General features: G+C 49.9%; 24 protein-coding genes. 13 read left to right on the top strand and 11 right to left on the bottom strand.

What is annotated here, in order from left to right; genetic code table 11:
* Positions 1–37: 37 nt before the first annotated feature.
* The 9 genes from DNK57_RS03880 (at position 38) to DNK57_RS09280 (ending at position 6,520) form a co-directional block, all read left to right on the top strand.
* The gene (locus DNK57_RS03880; protein ID WP_192961727.1) at positions 38–325 is read left to right on the top strand and encodes a hypothetical protein; all 288 of its coding nucleotides are present in this window, start codon (positions 38–40) and stop codon (positions 323–325) included.
* Between the two features lie 10 nt (positions 326–335).
* A complete protein-coding gene (locus tag DNK57_RS03885) occupies positions 336–1,556 on the top strand; it encodes a bifunctional 5,6,7,8-tetrahydromethanopterin hydro-lyase/3-hexulose-6-phosphate synthase (RefSeq protein WP_192961728.1) in 1,221 nt (406 codons plus the stop codon).
* Positions 1,557–1,572: 16 nt separating this feature from the next.
* Positions 1,573–2,157 (top strand): flavodoxin family protein, encoded by a 585-nt coding sequence (locus tag DNK57_RS03890; RefSeq protein WP_192961729.1) that lies wholly within the window; start codon positions 1,573–1,575, stop codon positions 2,155–2,157.
* 62 nt (positions 2,158–2,219) lie between these two features.
* Positions 2,220–3,776 (top strand): oligosaccharide flippase family protein, encoded by a 1,557-nt coding sequence (locus tag DNK57_RS03895; RefSeq protein WP_192961730.1) that lies wholly within the window; start codon positions 2,220–2,222, stop codon positions 3,774–3,776.
* Positions 3,777–3,820: 44 nt separating this feature from the next.
* Entirely contained in the window at positions 3,821–4,495 is a 675-nt protein-coding gene (locus DNK57_RS03900; RefSeq protein WP_192961731.1) for a TOBE domain-containing protein, read from the top strand.
* A 97-nt stretch (positions 4,496–4,592) separates the two neighbouring features.
* Positions 4,593–4,832 (top strand): ferredoxin family protein, encoded by a 240-nt coding sequence (locus tag DNK57_RS03905; RefSeq protein WP_320056854.1) that lies wholly within the window; start codon positions 4,593–4,595, stop codon positions 4,830–4,832.
* Positions 4,798–5,373, top strand: coding sequence for an imidazoleglycerol-phosphate dehydratase HisB (hisB, locus tag DNK57_RS03910; RefSeq protein WP_192961733.1), 576 nt, complete (start codon positions 4,798–4,800; stop codon positions 5,371–5,373). The genes DNK57_RS03905 and hisB overlap by 35 nt, the downstream gene beginning before the upstream one ends.
* A gap of 387 nt (positions 5,374–5,760) precedes the next feature.
* Positions 5,761–6,189, top strand: coding sequence for a class II glutamine amidotransferase (locus DNK57_RS09275; protein WP_264291553.1), 429 nt, complete (start codon positions 5,761–5,763; stop codon positions 6,187–6,189).
* Positions 6,167–6,520 (top strand): class II glutamine amidotransferase, encoded by a 354-nt coding sequence (locus tag DNK57_RS09280; RefSeq protein WP_192961735.1) that lies wholly within the window; start codon positions 6,167–6,169, stop codon positions 6,518–6,520. The genes DNK57_RS09275 and DNK57_RS09280 overlap by 23 nt, the downstream gene beginning before the upstream one ends.
* A gap of 125 nt (positions 6,521–6,645) precedes the next feature.
* Here DNK57_RS09280 and DNK57_RS03925 read toward each other — a convergent pair whose 3' ends face one another.
* From DNK57_RS03925 to DNK57_RS03950, 6 genes are all read right to left on the bottom strand, one after another.
* Complete coding sequence (locus tag DNK57_RS03925) at positions 6,646–7,476, bottom strand: F420-dependent methylenetetrahydromethanopterin dehydrogenase (RefSeq protein ID WP_192961736.1); 831 nt, start codon at positions 7,474–7,476, stop codon at positions 6,646–6,648.
* 140 nt (positions 7,477–7,616) lie between these two features.
* A complete protein-coding gene (locus DNK57_RS03930) occupies positions 7,617–8,057 on the bottom strand; it encodes a C39 family peptidase (protein ID WP_226891034.1) in 441 nt (146 codons plus the stop codon).
* A gap of 153 nt (positions 8,058–8,210) precedes the next feature.
* A complete protein-coding gene (locus DNK57_RS03935) occupies positions 8,211–9,227 on the bottom strand; it encodes a glycosyltransferase family 28 protein (protein ID WP_192961738.1) in 1,017 nt (338 codons plus the stop codon).
* A gap of 1 nt (position 9,228) precedes the next feature.
* Positions 9,229–10,308 carry an oligosaccharide repeat unit polymerase family protein gene (locus DNK57_RS03940; RefSeq protein ID WP_192961739.1) on the bottom strand — a complete coding sequence of 360 codons (1,080 nt, stop codon included), beginning with the start codon at positions 10,306–10,308 and terminating at the stop codon, positions 9,229–9,231.
* 43 nt (positions 10,309–10,351) lie between these two features.
* Positions 10,352–11,695 (bottom strand): Ni-sirohydrochlorin a,c-diamide synthase, encoded by a 1,344-nt coding sequence (cfbB, locus tag DNK57_RS03945; RefSeq protein ID WP_192961740.1) that lies wholly within the window; start codon positions 11,693–11,695, stop codon positions 10,352–10,354.
* 82 nt (positions 11,696–11,777) lie between these two features.
* The gene (locus DNK57_RS03950; protein ID WP_320056855.1) at positions 11,778–12,155 is read right to left on the bottom strand and encodes a hypothetical protein; all 378 of its coding nucleotides are present in this window, start codon (positions 12,153–12,155) and stop codon (positions 11,778–11,780) included.
* Between the two features lie 603 nt (positions 12,156–12,758).
* Here DNK57_RS03950 and DNK57_RS03955 point away from each other — a divergent pair.
* On the top strand, positions 12,759–13,862 hold the full coding sequence (locus DNK57_RS03955) for a radical SAM protein (RefSeq protein WP_192961741.1): 1,104 nt from the start codon (positions 12,759–12,761) through the stop codon (positions 13,860–13,862).
* Positions 13,863–13,991: 129 nt separating this feature from the next.
* Here the strand turns inward: DNK57_RS03955 and DNK57_RS03960 are convergent, their stop codons facing one another.
* From DNK57_RS03960 to DNK57_RS03975, 4 genes are all read right to left on the bottom strand, one after another.
* On the bottom strand, positions 13,992–14,285 hold the full coding sequence (locus DNK57_RS03960; RefSeq protein WP_192961742.1) for a hypothetical protein: 294 nt from the start codon (positions 14,283–14,285) through the stop codon (positions 13,992–13,994).
* A gap of 1 nt (position 14,286) precedes the next feature.
* Complete coding sequence (locus DNK57_RS03965) at positions 14,287–15,057, bottom strand: ParA family protein (protein WP_192961743.1); 771 nt, start codon at positions 15,055–15,057, stop codon at positions 14,287–14,289.
* Between the two features lie 84 nt (positions 15,058–15,141).
* A complete protein-coding gene (locus DNK57_RS03970) occupies positions 15,142–16,959 on the bottom strand; it encodes a threonine--tRNA ligase (protein WP_192961744.1) in 1,818 nt (605 codons plus the stop codon).
* A gap of 276 nt (positions 16,960–17,235) precedes the next feature.
* Complete coding sequence (locus tag DNK57_RS03975) at positions 17,236–17,970, bottom strand: TrmB family transcriptional regulator (RefSeq protein WP_192961745.1); 735 nt, start codon at positions 17,968–17,970, stop codon at positions 17,236–17,238.
* 88 nt (positions 17,971–18,058) lie between these two features.
* Between DNK57_RS03975 and hcp the strand changes: the two genes are divergently transcribed.
* Positions 18,059–19,534, top strand: coding sequence for a hydroxylamine reductase (gene hcp / locus DNK57_RS03980; RefSeq protein ID WP_192961746.1), 1,476 nt, complete (start codon positions 18,059–18,061; stop codon positions 19,532–19,534).
* A gap of 5 nt (positions 19,535–19,539) precedes the next feature.
* Entirely contained in the window at positions 19,540–19,857 is a 318-nt protein-coding gene (locus DNK57_RS03985) for a cupin domain-containing protein (protein WP_192961747.1), read from the top strand.
* 33 nt (positions 19,858–19,890) lie between these two features.
* On the opposite strand, the gene DNK57_RS03990 is transcribed toward DNK57_RS03985, so the two are convergent.
* Positions 19,891–21,120 carry an MgtC/SapB family protein gene (locus DNK57_RS03990; protein WP_192961748.1) on the bottom strand — a complete coding sequence of 410 codons (1,230 nt, stop codon included), beginning with the start codon at positions 21,118–21,120 and terminating at the stop codon, positions 19,891–19,893.
* Positions 21,121–21,204: 84 nt separating this feature from the next.
* On the opposite strand from DNK57_RS03990, the gene ilvD reads away from it, so the two are divergent.
* Entirely contained in the window at positions 21,205–22,854 is a 1,650-nt protein-coding gene (gene ilvD / locus DNK57_RS03995) for a dihydroxy-acid dehydratase (RefSeq protein ID WP_192961749.1), read from the top strand.
* The last annotated feature ends 6 nt before the right edge of the window (positions 22,855–22,860 follow it).

Here is a 22,860-nt window from a genome sequence, read left to right on the forward strand (position 1 = left end):
ACTAAATCAATTATATCAATCTCATCAAGGTGATCTGATGGACTACAGGAACATAGTTATCGGTGCCATGGTTCTCATCATAGCACTGATGGTTGGTTTCAATGTTGCCCTGTACATGGGGGCCCAGGACCAGAATGTAACCCAGCTGGACTGGTCCAATAACGCAACAACAGATATGAGTTTTGCAAATGAATCCCCAGCACCGGTCAGCACCGACAACACAAAAACCGCCACAAATAAAATAAAGCCGAGAACGAACAACAGTGCTGAAAACGGCACGGAAACATCTGAACCTGAAGCACCGGCAGAAAACCAGACCACATAGGAGGATTTTAATGTACAGAATAGGTGAAGCGCTCATAGGAAGCGGCAATGAAGTCGCGCATATAGATCTCATCATAGGGGATAAGGAGGGAAACGCCGGGGCCGCCTTTGCAAGTGGCCTCACAAACCTCTCACTGGGTCACACCCCGCTTCTATCCGTCATAAGACCCAACCTGATGACCAAACCAGCGACACTAATCGTGCCAAAGGTCACGGTGGGCTGCCTTGAGGACGCCAATAAAGTATTTGGCCCTGCACAGACGGCAGTGGCTCGTGCAGTGGCTGATGCCGTCGAGGAGGGTGTAATTCCAGAGGAAAAGGCTGAAGACCTGGTTGTTATAGTCAGCGTATTCATACACCCTGAGGCAGAGGACTACCGGAAGATATACCAGTACAACTACGGAGCAACCAGACTTGCCCTCAGAAGGGCCATGGAAGGCTACCCCTCAGTCAGTAAGGTACTTGCTGAAAAGGATCGTGGCAGCCACCCAATAATGGGATTCAGGGCTGTGAGGCTATGGAACCCTCCATACCTGCAGGTTGCCCTTGACCTCGACAGCATGGAGGAGATGGAGAGGATCATCAACACCCTCCCCGACAGGGAGCGTATACTCCTTGAAGCTGGAACACCCCTTGTCAAGAAATTCGGTGTGGGTGTTGTCAGGAGGATAAGGGAGCTTCGAAGGGACGCCTTCATAATAGCTGACCTGAAAACCCTTGATGTTGGCAGAATAGAGGTCAAAATGGCTGCAGATGAAACTGCAGATGCCGTTGCAATATCAGGACTCGGTACAGTGGAGTCCATTGAGAAGGCAATCCACGAGGCCCAGAAGCAGGGAATCTACTCCATACTCGACATGATGAACGTTGAAAACTTCGTCGATAAACTCAGGGGACTCAAATACAAACCAGACATTGTTCTCCTCCACAGAAACGTTGACCTTGAAACCCTCCGGGCCGAACGTGGAGAGGAAATTGGTGAAATGAGTGAATGGGGCAACATCAGGGAGATAAAGGAGATTCTTGGACCCAGGGGCCTTGTGGCGGTTGCAGGTGGAATAACCCCTGCAAAGATGCAGGAGGCCCTTGACAGCGGCGCAGACATAATAGTCGTTGGCAGATACATAATAGGGTCAAGGGACGTCAGGCGGGCTGCAGAGGACTTCCTTGAGCACATGCCCCAGGACCCTGACACCATGAGACTCCCCCTCGACGAGGACGAGGCAATCTAGAACTGGAGGGGGTTGCATGATACTCGGTATATGCGGAAGCCCCAGGAAGCAGGCAACGGAACATGTCCTTGAGAGTGCCCTATCAATGCTTGAGGGGGAAGGACTTGAGACAGAGTTCTTCACCGTGAGGGGTAAGAACATCTCCCCCTGCAGACACTGCGATTACTGCCTGAAGAACAGGGAGTGTGTTCTGAAGGACGACATGTTCCCCCTTTACGAGCTCCTCAGGAAGGCCAGAGGGATCATCATTGCAACCCCAGTCTACAATGGAGGTGTCAGCGCCCAGGTAAAAGCCATCATGGACCGTTGCCGTGCGCTGGGTGCTGAAGACTATGACGCCCTCCGCGGGAAGGTAGGTATGGGCATAGCTGTTGGTGGTGATAGATGCGGAGGGCAGGAGCCTGCCCTCATGCAGATCCACACATTCTACATACTAAACGGCGTCATCCCAGTAAGCGGAGGTTCCTTCGGCGCGAATCTTGGGGCCTGTTTCTGGTCAAGGGACACCCTTGAGGGTGTTAAAGAGGACTCATATGGCTTCAAAACCCTCAAGAAGACATTGAGCATGTTCAAAAGGTTCCTGGAATCTGAAGGACGCTAAAAATTCTTTTTTCTTCGAAATTTATTTAAATATCCGTCAAATCTCTTATTTCTGGTGATTCAATGACATCCTCAGGCACATCCAAACTCCTAAAGGGCAGTTTCCTTATAATGATAGGCAACCTTCTTTTCAGGGTTGGGGGCTACATCTACAGGGTTCTCATGACCCGCCTCCTTGGACCCGAGGGCTACGGTTTGCTTGGACTCACACTCCCCTTCCAGGGGATATTCCAGATACTGGCAGCCGGAGGCCTTCCACCGGCCATAGCAAAGTACGTTGCCCAGCACAGGGCCCTTAATGAGAACGAGATGGCACGACAGGTGGTTGTGACATCCCTGAAGGTGATGATATTCCTGGGCATAACCTTCTCCCTGGTCATGTTCTTCACGGCCCCATGGCTTGCAAATCAGTTCTTCCACAAACCAGCCGCCCAGTACCCCCTCCAGGCGGTTGCCCTCATAACACCCTTCAGTGTAATTGTTGGAGCCTTCCGTGGGGCATTCCAGGGCATATACCACATGGAGTACGTTGTGATTACAAGGGCTGTTGAACAGGTTTTCATGATAACACTGGCTGTTGTATTCGTTATGGCGGGCTTCTATGCGGCTGGAGCGGTCATGGGGACTGCCATGGGGTTCCTTGCATCAGCCATATCCGCAATAATAATCTTCAGGAAGCTGATAAATACTTACTTCCCGCCCGCCCCGCCTGAGAAGAGACTGGGTCTCAGGGAGGAACTTGGACTCGTTAAGACCCTGATATCCTTCTCAATCCCTGTCATAATAACCGCCCTCTCTGAGATGGCCATATACGACATAAGCGTATTCGTAATAGGTTACTTCATGGCGACGACCTCAGTGGGGTACTACACCGCTGCTGATCCAGTTGCAAGGCTTCCGCTTGTCATATCACTGTCCGTAGCAACTGCAGTGCTGCCAGCAGCATCAGAGGCATTTGCACTGAAGGACCGGAGGCTCCTTGAGACCTACATCGTCCAGTCATACCGTGTAGTCACCCTCCTTGTACTGCCAATGTGTGTGGGTATAGCCGTGTTCTCAGGGCCCCTCCTTGAGCTGCTATTCGGTAGGGACTTCATATTTGGCGCAGGGGCCCTCAGCATACTCGTGGTTGGTATGAGCTTCTACACCCTCTTCATGATATCATCAAGCATAGCCCAGGGGATAGGGTACCCACGCCTCCCAATGTACGTACTGGTGGGTGGGACCATAATAAACCTTGTACTCAACGTTGCCCTTGTACCCATGCTCGGGATCGAGGGAGGAGCCCTTGCAACAACCCTTGCAGCCCTCATTATAATGATCATAATCCTGTGGAAGACAACGGAGATAACAGGTGTGGGGCTTCCAGGGATGGCTTTCCTCAGGATAGTCATTGCATCAGGAGTTATGGGTGGTTTCATGATGCTGCTCCCCCAGAACATCCCGGGCCTCATTGCAGCCATCATCTTCGCCCCCCTGGTTTATGGTCTGAGCATTCTACTTGTCGGTGGTGTTGAGAAGAGGGATGTGAGGCTCCTTCGAAGGTTGGGTGCAAGGATGGGGCCGCTGAGTGGTACCGTTACATGGATGGCTGACCTGATGGACAGGTGGGCTAGATAGTTGATGGCATAAAAATATAAAGAATTGGCACCATAGGTTCCACAATGAGATTTGCCTGCAGAATCCCCATCAACGAGGTTGAAGTTCCCGTTGATGAGAGAATGTTCAAACTCCTCAACCTCATCCACAGGATGGGCTCCATAACAGTTGCAGCCAGGGCTGCTGGAATACCCTACAGAAGCGCCATTGCATACATACGGAACGTCGAGGATATCCTTGGCGAGAACATAGTGGAAACCCGGCGCGGTGGAAGGGGGGGTGGTGGAGGAAGCAGGCTCACAGAGACGGGCCTGATGATCATCAAGGAGTACCTGAAACTAAAGAGGGCCCTTGAAAGGCAGAAAACTGTGAATGAACTTGAGGGCGTCGTTGAGGAGGTCTCAGAGGATGGTGTGAGGGTTAGGGTCGGTGGGTTCACCATTGACGCGGCCCACGCAGATGATTTATCCTCTGGAGACAGGGTCATCCTCCTTGTTGAACCCGACGATATTGTCCTGATGAGGGAAATGCAGAACACCAGTATGAGGAACATCATCCACGGAATTGTGACGGGCCTTGAGATGAGGGGGGGCATCGTAGGTGTCAGGGTGGATGCAGGTGATGGACTGGAACTTGAGACCCATATAACACCTGCTTCACAGAGGAGCCTCCACCTTGAACTGGGCACCGGGATATACGCAGGGTTTAAGGCAGTGGCTGTTACGGTTCTGAAGATATGACGTACTATACCAAAATTAATCTAATCCTGAACAAAGTTCTCACCCAATAGGTTCTAAAGATATGAAGTCCTATACAAAAAACCTTTACTGGAGATAGGTGGTTGATTTGAAGATAATTGTTGATCCAGAGAAGTGCACAGCATGCGGCGAGTGCCGTGAGGCATGCCCCAAGGGTGGTAAGATATGGATGATCCAGAGGGGGAAGCCTGCAACCCCCTCAAACCTTGAATTCTGCCACCAGTGCATGATCTGCGCAAGTAAGTGTCCTGAGGGCGCCATAAGAATTATCAGGGATGATAACTATGAGAAGAAGTATGAAGACGAGGGAAACCCTTGAAACCCATGTGAAGGTGGATCTTGAACTTGACGGAAGCGGGAAATCAAGCGTGAACACCGGTCTGGGATTCCTTGACCACATGCTTGAATCACTTGCACGCCATGGACTCCTTGACCTGGAGGTTGAGGCGAGGGGTGACCTGGAGGTTGACGACCATCATACCGTTGAGGATGTTGCCCTCACACTGGGGGAGGCCCTGAGGGAGGCCCTGGGTGATAAGAGCGGTATAAGGAGGATGGCCCATGCCATGGTCCCCATGGATGATGCCCTTGCAACCGTTGCCCTGGACCTCAGTGGAAGGCCCTATACGGTCCTTGAACTGGAATTCGATGATGCTGTGATAGGTGATGTGAAATCACAGAACCTAGGACACTTCATTGAGTCCCTTGCAGTATCTGCAGGCATGAACATCCACGCCTCCGTGAGGGGAAGGAACGACCATCACAAGGCCGAGGCCCTCTTCAAGGCCCTTGCCCTTGCAATCCGGGACGCTGTCCGGGTTGAACACGGGGAAATTCCAAGCACGAAGGGCAAATTGTAATATGGAACAGGAGATGGGATGAAAACTCCAGTTCCAGATAATTTAGCCGGCATTCCAGCTCCACTGAAACAGTAAAGCACCTCTCCACGCAACCAGTAAGCCCCTTTTTTTCATTGATTACCATGAGTCACCTCTATGGTGGATTGTGCTTCAAGCATATTCATCCAGAGACCACCATGAGGACCCAAAAACATCAGACACGCTTCAAGTATATACATTTACTAATAATATCAAATCTTAATATGTAAACATTTATTAACCTTTTTTAACATACATTGTACTAGGATCAGGGTCGCCGGCCATGATCATATCCTTTATTATTGAATGACTGCAAAATCGCGGTTATCAACTGGAATGGGGGTGAACGTTTTGTGTGAACTTTTAGGAATGTGTTTCAACCAGGAGGTGCAGCCATCCTTCTCCTTGAGGGGTTTCAGGATGAGATCAGAGCGCAACCCCCATGGATGGGGGCTTGCCTTCTATCCGGACAAATCCGTCCAGGTGTATAAGGAGCCAGTGAAATCCAGAAAAAGCCTGATGGCGGAGATCATGGAGGGCTATAACCTTATCAGATCCAGCATCATAATGTCCCACGTCAGGTATACAAGTAAAGGAACTGTTGCCCAAAGGAACACCCATCCCTTCCAGAGGGAGTGGGACGGTAGAGAATATGTATTCGCCCACAATGGCACCCTAAATGCGGAATTTAACCTGGAAGACGGAAGATACCGGCCAGTAGGTGAAACTGACTCTGAGATGGCCTTCTGCCATATCATGAACCAGATCAGCGAAAATGGGGATTACATTCAAGGATGAATCAGAATACAGGTGGCTATGGGACCTCCTGAGGGATATAAACCAGCGCGGAACATTCAACTGCCTTCTATCCGATGGCAGGCATCTCTTCTGTTACCATGACCATGCCGGATACAATGGTCTCTGCCAGCTGCACCGAAGGGCACCCTATGATAAAGTGAAACTCCTGGACGATGATTACGAGATAAACCTTGCCCATGAGAAAAGACCCGACCAGGAGGGCTACATCATCGCAAGCAATCCTCTGACCAATGAAAAATGGGAAGAATTCCATGAGGGTGAACTGAGGGTCTACAGGGATGGTAAACTGGTATACATCTCCAGAGAATAGGTTAATCTGAACCTCTCCATCCCCACTTCATTTTGCTGTGGAACTTCAAAACTTGTGTGGATGTCTTTTCAGCTGAGACCTGTAAAATTATATTAAAGAGAGAAAAAAGTAAAACCAGAACTGATCTATTCTGGTTTGGCCAGAAGATCCGTCTTGCTTAATGTTTCGCCCTCTTTACCGTGTGGTGTTCTGAGGACGGTGTCGTTGGCCTTTTCAATCTCCCTTGCTTCTGCTGCAAGTTTGGCTGCTGCAGCCAGCATTTCGTGTGCTGATGCGACTATCGGTATGTACTTGTCTGGGTCCTGCACCATGAAGCAGCCCTTAACGTCTATATCTGCGACCTTGGTGGCTATCTCATATGCTGCCATGGCCTTGGCCTTTGCATATGGGTTCTCATAGCCTGCTGCCTCAACAGCAACGTCGGTGTCTATTACAACCTGTGGAAGTTCAGGTGCCTTTCCAGCCTCAACATCGGCGATCATGGCATCAATTGTGTTCTGAACGACCCTGTATGCACCTGTGAATGCAAGGACCTTTATAACATCTGAGTTGAAGGATGCCATCTCTGTTGGGTCCAGGAACTCCCTCCTTGCACCTATCATTGGGTCTGCCTTAACTATGATGTAACCGAGTCCCTGTTCCTCGATTTCATCCTTTACCCGGAGACCTGGAGCGTCACCAATTATCATGGCGGGGACGTCGGCCTCTGATAGGAGTTCCCGTGCCTTTGCAGGGCCTGGTGCACCTGGGTTTGGACTTATGAATATAACAAAGTCCCTGTCCATTTCAAGCATGGATGGTACTGCCCTTTCAATTTCATCAGGGTTCATCTTTGCACCTGAACCAACCACACAGACATCTATGTTTGGCCTGTCGGCCCTCTCATCCAGTAGCAGGTCAAGTACAGGTGAGGTCCCGATGTTACCGCATCTTATTATCCCAATTTTTACAACCATTAGATCACCAGAATCTTATTATTTTGCACCTTATTAAGTATTTTATGATTTAAAGATTATGATTAAGCTTTTATATCAGTAGTATATTTTTCACATTTTCTGGGATACCGATGGTTAAAATTTAAAGTACTAATATTATTTTAATCATTAAATTTAATATCAGATTTATTAATCTCTGGTTTTTCAATAACAAGAACATTGCCTGTGAAGATCCTTGAAAATATCTCCCTTTTAATTTTGATCCTTCCAAGTGCAGGGTCGGCAAGGGTGATGTTCCTCTCATCCATTGAAATGACAACGGTGTAGTGGCATGTGTCCCCATATTTAACAAAGACTATGTGGTTTTTTCTAAGATCATTGAGCTCCATTTTAACCCCCCTCGCCCTCAGGCCCTTTGAGGTGGCTGCAAGGATAAGTCCATACATTGTGGTACCTGATTCGTCTGTACCTGCAAGTTCTGCAAGTTCTGCCTCGGTACAGTTTACTCCAAGGTTCCTGAGGACCGTTGCAAGTGCTGCTGGTCCACAGCTGTAGCTTCTGCTCTGCATCACTATAACATCATCATCCAGAGATGTACTCATAACAAAAACCTCCATTTTAATACTGATGTTAATAATTAATTATTAATTGTTATTAATAAATGTGTATGGTGAAACCCATGGATCTCCAGAAACAGTAAGCTGTAAAATAGAGAGAACTACCAGATAGAGCAACCTGCAGCTACCAGAAAAATACTATCTGAAATGTCTGCGGGCATCCCATATTCGCCTCATGGACTTCAAACCTCCCCTGGGTCCAGCGAATTCATGGAAATCTTCTACAAGCTCTGAAAGTTTACTTAAAGCAACCTCAGCATCCCGGACAATACTCGCTGCTTCCGGTGGCCTCACATCATCCACCATATCCCTCAGATCTCCAGCATCAGCAACAGGTATCCCCACCTGACGGGCAAGATCAACACTGGCATGCCTCACATGGAATCCCCTTATCTTAATGGATGGGACACCCAGTACCGCCGCCTCTATCGTAACCCCCATTCCAGCACCATATACCATGAGGTCAGCGGCGCTCATAAGGGATGGGAGGTCAACGAAACCCTCAAGGACCTCCACGTTTCCGGATCTTACAAAGCCCCTGACATAATCAGGGCTGAAACGGAAGGGGACAACCAGGACTCTCCTATCAAGTGCTTCAACCCCTGAGATAACCTCAGGTACGTCCCTCCTCCTCAGGTCACCGCCGAGTACAAGGAGGGTGTAGTCCCTTATCCCCGGGTCTTCAATGTGGAGGCGGCTCACATAGAGGGCGTGGGGGTATCCTCCGATGACCTCAACATTCTCAAGGAGGTACTCGTCCTCAAGGTAATCCCTGTACTCAGCTGAAGGTGCCGTTACAGTGTCTGCGAAGGCTATCATCTCGATGGGGTTGTAGATATCCTGTTCAACGTGGATTACACCGATGCCCCTGAGGCGTGAAGCTGCTATGGCCTTCCTGACGTCACCGGCATTTCCACATGTGAGGACTAGGTCAGGGTCTATCACCCCGAGGTGCCTCCAGGTCCTAAGGATATCCCTCAGGACAAGTACTCCGACCTCAACAGCCCTTCCTGAACGGCTCCTCCCTGCACCCATGGTGTAGAATCGTGAACAGAGACCATCAAGGATATCCCTGACACCATTCCCGTGACAGAGGCAGTGATAATCATGTCCCGTATCCTCCATCAGGGGGTGGAATGTCTTTGCAGGGGCCATTTCAGCTGCAACTGCCAGCCTCAGAGTAACACCTCCAGAGAACGTATATTATTGATATGGATGCTATGAGGTAGAATATCCAGACCACGAGGTCTGTGGGTCCTGTTTCAACCCACACCATTGTCTGGGCCAGTAGGATGGAGTATATTCCTGTGAAGAATCCGCCGATACTTCCCTGAATTCTGTGCATAAGCCCCAGGATTAGTCCTATTATAAACATCTGGAAGAGCATCGCATGTAACCCGAAATCCAGGAGGGCGGGTCCAAAGATCAGGGATGTTGTGGAGTGCCTGTAACCTAGTACAGCCTCTCCAACGATTGCCCTGGGGTCGATGGAGTGGAGGTATCCTGTCAGGGTGTAATATAGGAGTTTCCCTCCTGTTGCACCCTGGATGGACAGTATCCTGTCAAAAACTGTGAGGGTGTAGCCTGCCCTGTAGAGGAGGAGCTCCACAGGGTTAAGTGTCCAGGTCTGCCACTCAATGGATTTAACCGCAACGTATCCAACAAGCAGAGCTGCCACTGCAAGTACAGAGATTAAAACCCCCAGTTCCCTCCAGGATGGCCTCAGAGAATAGTAGAGGGTTATGGTGCCACTGAGGAGTATTACCACCACGGTCGTCCTGTATCCTGTAAGGGCGAAGATGATGGCCCCCATGAGGAGGGGGAAGTAATATTTTCTCTCAGGGTATGCTGCAAGGAGCATGTTGATGGATGGGAGAAATACCAGGTATGAAATGAACCATAACTTTGTGACGGCCCTTGCCTTGAGGTATCCGCTGAATAGTGGAATTCCCCCCAGGATATACAGGTTAATGGCCTGGATGAGAAGTCCTGCAGCCACAGCCGCGACCAGGAAGGATTCAGATAACTCAGGTGTCCATATTTCACCTATTCTGAGCCATGATGATAGGTAAACACCTGCGGTGAGGGCTGCAGCTCCGGTGACTATGTAGATGATGGAAAGGGCTGAAGGTGGTTCAAGTCCCCTCAGGCTCATTCCTGTTCCAGCCAGGGCCATGGCAATGTAGATTATAATTACAGCCACCAGGGAGTATGGTGAAAAGACATCAAACCTCATGGATGGCCCTCCAGGTTTCCAGGTCAACCGGAATCCCCTCATTCTAAAACTCCCATGCATTCCTTGTGAAGTTTGCAGCAAACTGTGGGCAGGAAGCGGCATGTATATGGATGTAGCTTGCAAGGGCTGAGCCGGATGTGATACCATCAAGTGAATCCACTATACCCCTCCCCCGAAGGACCCTGAAGGCGAATTTTCCGCCTGAAGCCCCCTGGACCCTCGAGTAGTGGAACTCATGTCCCCTGAATTTATCACCACCCTCTGTGATGGGGTTATCCCTCAAGGCCTCGGCTATCACGTAGCTCAGCCCCTGAACCCGCCCTGTCATTTCGGCTGGGTGTGGGAAAACGCCGCACATTTCACGCCCATCTATTGACCTCATGAGATACATGAGGCCTCCGCATTCACCGAAGATGGGCCTCCCATCTGAGTGGAACCTCCGGATGGACTTCCTCATTGAGGTGTTGGATTCAAGTTCCCCTGCAAATACCTCAGGGTATCCCCCACCGATGTAGATGGCATCAACATCTGGAAGCTCCTCATCATGGAGGGGACTGAAGGGAACCACAGATGCTGCGTTGTCCTCAAGGGCTTCAAGGTTCTCCTGGTAGTAGAAGTTAAAGGCCTCGTCAATGGCCACGCCTATCCTCACCCTTTTACTGTTTTTCTTCTGCCAGAGGGGTTCCCTTTCACCCCTTATTCTCCCTGCAGAGGACATTATATCCTGAAGGGCCTCAAGGTCGATGTATTCCTCCATTGCGAGGCCCCACCTATCGATGTGGGCTGCGATGGTATCCCTTTCAACTGCGGGGACAAGGCCAAGGTGTCTCTGTTCAACCTCAAGTTCGCTGCTGCGGGGGATGCCTCCAATAACAGCTGTGCCTGTCAGTTCCTCCACAGCCCTCTTTGTCTTGAGGTAGTGCCTCCTGTTCTTAACCTGGTTCAGTATGACACCCTCTATTTTAACCTCCCTGTCGAGACTTCTGAATCCGAGGACCATTGCTGCAGCGCTCTTAACAAGGCTCCTTGAGTTTATTATAAGTACTACTGGCGCATCGAGGGCCTTTGCAACGGATGCTGTACTCCCAGTATCTCCTACCGGACTTATACCTTCATATAATCCCCTTACACCCTCTATTATACCCATTCGGGCCCCTGATGATTCCATGGCCCTTGTGAATGCCTCCCTTATCTGGGCGTCTGTCATGAAGAATGAGTCAAGGTTCCTTGATTTGTTGCCGGTGGCCATGGTATGATATGAGGGGTCTATGTAGTCGGGGCCCACCTTGAAGGGCTGCACTCCTCTACCTGAGAGCGCCTTCATTATCCCTGTTGCTATGGTGGTCTTACCCACTGCACTCCCTGTCCCTGCAAGTACAACTCTCATGTATGATGGTCAGCGCTCAATTTATTTAAATTATTGGTAGAAGATGGATCAGAGAAAAAATTATTGAAGTTGATGGGTTGTATCAGTACCTGGTGAGGTACCTTGCCCTTGATGTGTGTGACTTTCCATGTACAAGACAGAAGTCTGCATCACAGTGACTGCATACCCACATCCCCTCTGGACATGTGGGGCCCTCCTCATATCTCAGTACGCCGTCCCTGCCACAGAATGGGCAGTGGTTCCTGAAGATTGACCTGTGTTCAGCATAGTCTGTGTGGAGGGAGCATGAACATCTACCCACCGATTCAACGTACTGTGAAGTTACTCTGTGATATGATGCTCCAACATCCCTTGATGTGCGTCTGTAGGCCCTCACGTGTTTCCTCTTGTAGACCTTCTTCCTGTAGTATGCCTTTGTATGGATCTTCTTCCTGTACTTGGATGCTGCATCAACCTTCACTGGCTCCGCACCCAGCCTTGTTCCTCCATCCTCAGCATCATAGGAAGCAGCTATGCCTCCTGCAGCAATGGATAGAAGGAATATGGATGTAATAAAAAATCGCTTAATTGTACCGCCTCCAATCCAGAAAGATGTATCATTCCCTCTGGATGGTATGGATATAAATCTGAAGGTATATATAAATATTTTGCCTCTAAATCAAAAAAGAAGCTTGAATAAAACTCTTTTTTTCAATTTAAACTCTATTATTCCTTTTCAAATATGCTGATAATGGCCATCCACTTTTTATTTCCTCTTTAAACCTCTTTGACAATATAAATCGTCTTTTTCAAAAAATAAGTCATTTCAGGCTCTTTTATGCTTATGATGCTCCAGTGGATTGTACTTAAATGGGTTAAAACTGCTAAATGGACCATTTTAGGGTTTCAGGAAAATTAAATCACATTTAAGAGCACTTATAGCCGTAAATAAGCATTAATATTCCCATATATGCATTTTATGTAATCAAGGCAGATCTAATGGTTAACATTACAGTAATGGAGATCCATGGGGGGTCAGATGCAAGGGTAAAAAATTAATAGAAGCCCACACATAAATATGATTATGAGTCTAGGTGAAAGGGTCCAGGTCCTAAGTGACAGCGCCCAGTTTGACCTCTGTGATTACAGCGCTGACCCTTCCCAGCGGAATACTGCCGTCCCTGGCATCTACTACAGCAGTTACCGGGGCTGCAGGGTTCCCCTATTCAAGGTGCTCCTCACCAACAGGTGCTGCAATGACTGCAGGTACTGTATAAACAGCTCCTGTGAGATGCCGGTGGAGCTCAGCCCGGAGGAGATTGCCCGGGTATTCCTTGACTACTATGAGAGGCGGTATGTTGACGGCCTCTTCCTTAGTTCCGGTGTCAGCCATGACCCCCATGAAACCATGGAGCGTCTCATAGAAACCCTCAGGATCCTCCGTCTGGAAGGCTATGGTGGTTACATACACCTCAAGATTATCCCTGGATCCTCCATGGATAGTATAAAGAGGGCCATGGAGCTTGCAAGCCGTGTGAGTATCAACATCGAGACAGCCACCCCTGACGGCTTGGATGAGCTTTCATCGACCAAGGATTATGGTGTTGATATACTGAGGAGAATGAGGTGGATCCACAGGTTCAGGAAGAGGCACCCTGAACTTGCCCCCTCAGGTCAGAGCACACAGCTCATGGTCGGGGCCGTTGATGAAACAGATGAGGATATAGTGAAAAGGGTCAGTTGGATCCATGACCGTTTTTCAATTAAAAGGGTCTACTTCAGTGGTTTTCAGCCCATGGAGGGCACTCCCCTCGAATCCAGGAATGAAGCTGATTCTATGAGGGTTCTGAGGCTTTATCAGGCGGATTCGCTCATCAGTTCCTATGGTTTCAGACCAGATGAGCTCAGATTCAGTGAGGGCTACCTTGACACGGACATTGACCCGAAATATGCCGCTGCAGTGGATATGGATATCTTCCCTGTTGACCTTGAGAGCGCACCCTACCATGAAATCATAAGGGTGCCCGGGATCGGCCCCAGGTCTGCCAGGAGAATAATTGAGATGCGTAGCAGAACACGCCTCACACCTGCAGTGCTCAGGAAGATGGGTGTGAGGTTAAAGAGAGCAGAACCATTCATATACCTTGATGGCTTCCAGTCCACGCTGAGTGACTGGAGTAAGCCATGAATGTTCTGAATATGCGAATATAGATTGGATTGGATCAGAGGGTACATAGCTCAATCAACAGAACACCCCGGCAAGTCCACACAAAAAAAGTAAACCAGGAAGCAACTCCAAGAACCAGTAAAAAATAAACTAAAGCTCAGAGAACATATCCCATATGTCAGGGTACTTCTCCCTCACTGCCCGCTCTATGAGGTAAGATGCCTCCTTACTTATGCTGAATTCTGGCTGTGTCTTTTTAAGGTACCTCAAAACAGCTGCTGATCTTGCAGACCACAGGGTCACCCTTGGATTCTTCTTAACTTCCCTTATGACCTCCTGTACGCGGATATCATCATCCTTTCCTTTATCTATTTCAGGTTCCTTCCTTGTCCTTGACTGGATCAGTGCATCCAGTCCCATTCCAAGACCCTTCTTCTGTGTCATCCTATCCCTCCATCTCAAGTATTTCGGCTGCAAGTTTCATGTAGGCCTCCGTACCTGTACTTTCAGGGTCATAGGTTATGCAGGGCTTGCCATGGCTGGGGGCCTCAGCAAGGCGGACGTTCCTGGGTATCCTTGTCCTGAAGATGTTCTCCCTTTCACCGAAGAACTTCTCAACCTCCCTCTGGACGTCCCTTGCAAGTCGTGTCCTTGAATCGTAGAGTGTCAGCAGTATCCCCTTTACTGGGCAGGGACTCTGGAGGCGTTCTTCCACCAGGTTCATTGTCCTGAGGAGGTCTGCCATGCCCTCAAGGGCGTAGTATTCTGCCTGTATGGGTATTATGACACTGTCGGATGCCACCAGGGCGTTTAGTGTGAGGATGCCCAGGGATGGTGGGGCATCTATGAATATGTAGTCAAAATCATTCCTCACATCCCCAAGTGACTCCTGGAGTATGGCATGGTAGCCTATCTCACTGCTGAGCTCTATCTCGGCACCGCTGAGGGATATGTTGCTGGGTGCTATGTAGAGGTCCTGGAGTTCGGCGGGCATTATCACAGAGGATAGTGTTGCCTTTCTGGTGAGGACCGTGTATATTGTTGAATCAAGCTCCGACTTGTTTATCCCGAACCCTGTGGTTGCATTACCCTGGGGGTCCATGTCGATTACAAGAACCCTCCTGTCAAGGAGTGAAAGTGCTGCTGATAGGTTAACGGCTGTCGTTGTCTTTCCACAGCCACCCTTCTGGTTTATGATTGAAATTACCTCTCCCATCTCATCACCTGATGAATACAGGTTATAATTTATAACTTATAAAGTATATCTTATAAGTTATAAGTTATCAGATTAAAAAATTTATTAGAAGTTTATCCTCTCGGATAGTTTAACAGGCAGGGGCAGTCTCCTGAAGGGCATCCCATCTGTTTCCGCTCTGATTCGTTCTATGAGCTCATCCACGCTCATCTGAAGCTTTTCACCTGTTTCCCTCACATTGACCGTGAGTTTACCCTCCAGCTCACTGTCACCTATAACAACAACGTAGGGGACCCAGTCCTGGGCCGCATTCCTTATCTTCTTCCCGAGGGTCTCTGACCGGTCGTCCAGATCAGCCCTTATGTCACCTGCAATAAGTTTCGATACGAGGTCGCTGGCATACTCCATGTGGCGCTCAGCAATTGGAAGCACACGTACCTGGGTGGGGGAGAGCCAGACAGGCAGCATGGGGGGTTTTTCATCCATTTCAATGGCTGTTTTCTCTAGAAGACTGCATATAACCCTCTCAATACTGCCGGTTGGACTGCAGTGGAGTATTATAGGGTTTACCTCATCCTCATCACGGTTAACATAGGTTATCCCGAACCTCTCCCCGCTTTCAACGTCAATCTGAACCGTTGGGTTCTCTATCGGTCTTCCAAGGTAATCTATGGCTGCGAAGTCCATCTTGGCAATCCAGTAGTGCTTTCTTGATGGCAGTATCTCCAGGAGTACGGGTTTCCCGATCCTATCCACTACCTCATGGACCCATTCCCTGTACTCCTCATAGAAGTCAGCTGTGGCCCTGAATATGACCTCATAGTTAACCTGGAGGTCCTGACCGGTCCTCATGCACATCTCAACCTGCCTCGCGAATTCCTCAAGGGACTGGTCAAGGTCGGCGCAGACCGTGTGGAGGTCTGGCATTGTAAAGCCCCTGAGCCTCTTGAGGCCAACGACTTCACCCTTCTTTTCAAGCCGGAAGCTGTAGGTTGAGAGTTCATATATGGACGCCGGCAGGTTCTTCCATGTGAGGAAGGAATCTGAGAGGATCCTGAAGGCTCCGAAGCAGCATGCGTATCTCAGCATGAGCTCCTTCTTGTTCTTCATCCTGTACTGTCTTTCACCAAACTTCTCTGCATGTACCCTGATTGCCTCATCCGCAAGGTCATACATTATGGGTGTCTCAACTGGCATCGCCCCCTCACTGGTGACGAGCATGTAGACGTAGTCTGCAAGGAGGTCCCTTATCAGTCTGCCCCTTGGGTACCAGCGGAGGTGTCCCACATCTGCTGATGGCTCATAGTCTGCAAGTCCCTTCTCCCTCATGAGTCTAACGTGTGGTGGTTCTTCACCGGAGGATTCAAGTTCACCAAGCTCATATTTCACCAGGTTCTCAAGGTCCCTGTTTTTGAACTCGAAGTCCTCGGGTTTGACTGTCTCTCCCCTGTAGAGTATGAACCACTCTGATTCCTCGCTCTCCTCCTCCACCTTTGGGGGCTGTGGCCTGATGGTCCTTGAGAGCTCTGATAGAGGGTGGCCCTTGCAGGATATCTTGAAGGCCTTGTACCACCCGAAGGGAACCCTTGAGACCTCAACACCCTCCCTGCGGAGGGCTGATTCCATCCCCTCAAGGATCTCCACCGCTGTTTTGGGGGAGCTGAGTGAGGAGCTGAGGTGTGCGTATGGATATATCACAACATTCTCCGCCTTAACGTCATTGAAAACCTTTATTATTTCATTAACCGCGTTTTCAATTACTGATTCCGGGTTATCCTCATCCCCTGACTCCACAGCTGTGAAAACCACCAGGGACTCCCTGAAATCTCCCTGCATCTTATCTTCAGGGATTTCCTCTGCTATCCCTGTTTTATTCTTTGTCTCGTATTTCAAGTAATCAGAGTGAATTAACAGTATCCTCATGCCATCACCTTGTAAGAATAATTAATGTTATTCTTTTTAAGGTGAGGGTTTTTAAATATTGCTCCCTTCATGGGGCGAAGCTTTAAATATTGTTCCCAATGTTGAAATGTGGCTCCAGCAGCTTTATCTACACTCAGACAGGCCAGCCAGATTATTGGACTCACTCCAGCAGCTCCGCTGAAACTTTCATGGGATTCTAAAGATTTTCAGGGGTCATGGAAAGTGGAGTGTTGCCATAAAGATAACCCTTCTTCCTGTTCAAAACGAGAACCGCCCTCAAAGTTTACTGTTGCCTCTCTTCCAGACCGTGTCGAATATCCGTGCATAGTTCTCTGCTATCTCAGGGTACTGGTTCCATATCCCTATGGCTGTCTCAGGGATGGGTGCACCATCGGGTGTGAAGCGTGAGAATATCCACATCATCTCCTGTGAATCCCTCACAAGCATCCTTACAGGGGGTATTCTCCTTACCTTAACCTCGCCGGGCACATCAATCACCTCCGCTGCCATTATCTTAACCTCAACCCCACGGTCTGTTATCCTATCAAGGGCAGGACGGAGTGTTTTTATTTCATCCCCGAAGGTGAACCCCATCCTCATCTTGAGTTCATTCCTTGAACGGGATACTATCTCAAGTTCCTTCTTCAGAATCTTCTCCTGGCCATGGATGAGCCATACAGGTGCCGGTACCCTGGCAACCCCCTCCTCGTAGATTTCAGTAAGGTGGGACATGGCAGCGTCAAGTTTTTTGATGATACTCTCCTTCTCCCTCCTGAACACCTCTGATGGTGGCACCACATGATACCTCATGGGTTTACCCCTCTCAACCTCCACGAAGCCCCTTTCTGCGAGCTGCCTCAGTACCTCATAGACCCTTGATCTTGGTATGCCAGAAACCTCCGCAACCTCCGCTGCCCTGGCAGATACCAGGGAAACCAGTGCCTTGTAGGCCGAGGCCTGATACTCTGTTAGACCCATAAACCTGAGGGCTTCCATCACATCCCTGCCCATAAAAACGCCTCACCTGTTACATTTTATACTCATTTAGTGACAAAAGTTACATATACTTTGCTGCCAGTTTTTAATATGGTGATTGAAAATGAAGTACCGCTGCAAGGTATGTGACTACATATATGATCCGGAGGTGGGTGACCCCCGCTCAGGTATAGAACCCGGGACACCCTTTGAGGAACTCCCGGATGACTGGCTCTGCCCTGTGTGCAACGTGGGCAAGGACCAGTTTGAACCCCTCAGGGGTGAAATAAAACACGTGAGGCCAGAGGATATAGACATGTTCTGTTATCAGTGCTCCCAGACCGTCCGTGGAAGGGCCTGCACAATCAGGGGGGTCTGTGGAAAGGAACCAACAGTTGCCAGACTCCAGGACAACCTTCTATTCGCAATAAAGGGGATTTCAGCCTATCTCTACCATGCCAGGGAACTCGGATACACTGATGAGGAGGTGGACGCCTTCCTAGAGAGGGGATTCTACTCAACCCTCACAAACGTTAACTTCGATGCAGAGGAGTTCATAGACCTTGCCCTTGAAGCGGGTGAGATGAACCTCAGGACCATGAAGCTCCTGAAGAAGGCCCACATTGACACCTACGGGGAACCTGAGCCCACAGAGGTGAGGGTGGGGGCCCTTGAAGGTCCCGCCATAATAGCAACCGGCCACAGCCTCAGGGCCCTTGAAGAGCTTCTGAAGCAGACAGAGGGTACCGGTATCAACGTATACACCCATTCAGAGCTCCTGCCAGCCCACGGCTATCCAGGACTCAGGAAGTACCCCCACCTGGCCGGTCAGCTGGGGGGTCCATGGTTCGACCAGAGGGACACCTTCTCACGCTACAGCACGGCCATACTTGGAACTTCAAACTGCGTCCTCCTTCCCCGCGACGCTTACAGGGACCGCATGTTCACCTGTGGCGTCGCAGCATTGCCAGGAGTTGAACACCTGGAGGGTTATGACTTCAGTCCAGTCATAGACAGGGCCCTTGAATTACCCCCACTCACTGAAGAGGATGCCACGACCCTTACAACAGGTTTCGGGTTATCAACCATACTCTCACTGGCAGATAATATCAAAGAACTGGTTGAGGATGGTAAGATAAGGAGATTCTTCCTTGTGGGTGGCTGTGACTCCCCCCTCCCAAAGGCAAAATATTACACTGATTTCGTGAGAAAACTGCCAGATGACACCGTTGTCCTTACACTGGCCTGCGGGAAGTACCGGTTCAACTCCATGGAACTGGGTGACATTGATGGGATTCCGCGGCTAATAGACCTAGGTCAGTGCAACGACGCCATAGTGGCAGTTGAACTCGTCGAGGCCCTCAGCAACCTCTTCCAGATGGACATAAATGAGCTTCCACTCAGCATAATCCTTAGCTGGATGGAGCAGAAGGCCGCAGCAATACTCTGGAGCCTCCTTTCACTGGACCTCAGGGGCATGTACATAGGTCCCATACTCCCTGGATGGGCCAACGAGGACATAGTGAAGTTCCTGGTTGACAGATATGACCTCACACCAATAGGTGACCCCGAAGAGGATATAAGGAAGATACTGGGGTGATTGGGATGGAACTCAGGGGAAAGGTAATTAAGATCAGCGACCTCATTGATTACCAGGACGACTCGGTGGTCAGCAGGGAGATAATCCGCAGGGAGACCGGCACTGTGACCCTATTTGCCTTTGACAGGGGCCAGGGCCTCAGTGAGCACATCGCCCCCTTCGATGCCATGGTACAGGTCATTGATGGTGAAGCCGAAGTCACCATAAGCGGAGAGAGGCACCGCCTGGTTGCAGGTGAGATGATAATCATGCCAGCAGGCAAACCCCATGCGGTGATGGCTGTGAAGCCCTTCAGGATGCTCCTTACCATGATAAGGTCCTGAACCGCCAGGAAAGGTCACAAACAATGCCTTGAGCTATGTTAGTAGGGCAGCCAGCAAGCCGGCTGTTACGATTGCAATGAAAAGGGTTCCCACCCTTCTCCCGAATTTTTTTGTTCCGAGGACAAGGGCTATTCCACCCTTTATCAGGGTGTTTGACACTCCGGCCAGTGTTATGGCGGCTGCAGCAGTTGATTGTGAGATGGAGCCCCCAGATGCAAGAATGGACATGCTCACAGTGATTGCATCAACATCAGCAACGCCTGAGATCACACTGGCCACAAGTACACCCCCACGGCCAAGATAGACACTGGCAGCCTTTGATATGAAGAGTATGGCAAGGAATAGTGCCCCGAATATGAGGGCCGGTTTAACAGAAAAGGGGTTTTCGATTTTGATCTCTGAATCGATTCCTGATGATGACCTCATGAAGAGGGCTGCAAGCATAACACCCAGAAAACCCATGGTAATCATGGGAGGGGCCACATAGACCAGAAGTGATGTGTTAATAACAGATACCTCCAGCAGTATCCTGAAGAACATCATTGAACTTGAAATGACCGCCGCGAATACTGCTGGCCCCATAAGGTCCTCTGATTCTCTCACCCTGCCTGCCATGGCAGTTACCACTGCAGTACTTGAAACCAGACCTCCTATGATCCCTGTGGCCCCAAGACCCCTTTCAGGTCCGGCTATTTTCATGGCTATGTACCCGGCATAGCTTATTGCAGATATGAAAACCACCATGAGCCAGACCTGGTAGGGATTGAAGACACCCCACGGGCCAATTGAGGTGTCAGGAAGGAGGGGGAGGATTACGAAGGCTATTATCAGGAACTTTATGGTGTCTATCATCTCCCTCTCACTTATCCTCCTCACTGCGATGTGTATGTACCTCTTCAGGGCCAGGATGGCCGTTACTATGATTGAGAGCATCACCGCCAGCCGGTAATCATATGCAACACACATGGCCCCCAGGAGAAATGTGACAAGGGCTGCCACCTCCCCGGTTATCCCTATATCACCGCCCTCCCTTGTGCTTGCGGTGTAACTTACGATTATTAGGAGGATGAGTCCAAGGAATGCCACAGGAAATGCCAGGAAAAACGTCCCTGAAAGATAGGCTGAAAGTGCCCCTACAAGTGATATGAGCATGAAGGTCCTTATACCTGCAAATTCAGTCCTCTTGATCTTCCGCTCCCTTTCAATGCCCACCAGTGCACCTATTGCAAGGGCTATCAAAAACTTAATTACCGGGAAGTCCATGTTATAATATATGGCAGTAAGTTTAATATTAATTATCCCCTAATATTTAATAATAATCGGGTTGATGATAATAATGGTGATTCCATGAAGAGCGATACAGTAAAGAGGGGAATACAGAGGGCACCCCACAGATCCCTCCTGAGGGCCTGCGGCCTCACAGATGATGACTTCGAGAAACCATTCATAGGTATAGCCAACAGTTACACTGACATAGTCCCCGGGCACATCCACCTCAGGGAACTTGCAGAGGCTGTTAAGGAGGGTGTGAATGCTGCAGGAGGCGTTGCATTTGAATTTAACACCATGGCAATATGTGATGGAATAGCCATGAACCACGATGGGATGAAGTACTCCCTGGCATCAAGGGAGATAGTTGCAGACACGGTGGAGAGCATGGCCATGGCCCATGCCCTTGACGGTCTGGTACTGCTTCCCACCTGCGACAAGATAGTCCCGGGGATGCTGATGGCAGCGGCCAGACTTGACATACCGGCCATAGCAGTGACAGGTGGGCCCATGCTCCCTGGAGAATTTAAAGGGAAAAAGGTGGACCTCATAAACGTGTATGAGGGTGTTGGAGCAGTCAGCGCAGGTGAGATGTCAGAGGATGAACTGGAGGAACTCGAAAGATGCGCATGTCCAGGGCCAGGATCCTGCGCAGGCCTATTCACAGCCAACACCATGGCATGCCTCACAGAGGCCCTGGGCATGAGCCTCCCTGGCTGTGCAACGGCCCACGCTGTAAGTGCACGTAAGAGGCAGATTGCAAGGCTCTCTGGTAAGAGGATAGTTGAAATGGTGAGGGAGAATCTGAAGCCGACCATGATAATGAGCCAGGAAGCCTTTGAGAATGCTATTATGGTCGACCTCGCCCTGGGGGGTTCAACAAATACCACACTCCACATCCCTGCCATCGCTGCAGAGATTGATGGTCTCAACGTCAACCTGGACCTCTTTGATGAACTGAGCAGGATGATACCCCACATAGCATCAATCTCACCGGCAGGTGAACACATGATGCTGGACCTTGACCGTGCAGGAGGGATACCCGCCGTCCTAAAGACCCTGGAGGACCATATAAATGGGGAATGCCTAACATGCACCAGCAGAACAGTGCAGGAGAACATTGAAGGGGTGGAGGTAAGGGACAGGAACGTCATAAGGTCCCCTGAAAAGCCAGTCCACAGTGAGGGGGGCCTTGCAATACTCAGGGGGAATCTGGCGCCCCGGGGATCGGTTGTGAAACAGGGAGCCGTTGCAGAGGACATGATGGTGCATGAAGGTCCTGCGAAGGTCTTTAACAGCGAAGATGAATGTGTGGAGGCCATATTCGGTGGCAGGATAGAGGAGGGTGATGTTGTCGTCATACGCTATGAGGGACCCAAGGGGGGCCCCGGCATGAGGGAGATGCTCAACCCGACATCTGCAATTGCAGGCATGGGCCTTGAAAGGGTTGCCCTTATAACCGATGGAAGGTTCTCAGGTGGTACAAGGGGACCCTGTGTTGGTCATGTATCGCCTGAAGCCATGGAGGATGGCCCCATCGCCGCGGTGAAGGACGGGGACATCATCAGAATAGATATACCCTCCCGAAAGGTTGAAGTTGACCTTACTCCCCATGAAATTGAGGAGAGACTTCAGGGCGCAGTTAAACCCCTCCGCAGTGTGAAGGGGTGGCTTGCACGTTACCGTAAACTTGCAGGGTCAGCAGACACGGGTGCAATACTCAGATAGGTGTTC

Source organism: Methanothermobacter thermautotrophicus (assembly GCF_014889545.1).
Lineage (GTDB): Archaea > Methanobacteriota > Methanobacteria > Methanobacteriales > Methanothermobacteraceae > Methanothermobacter > Methanothermobacter thermautotrophicus_A.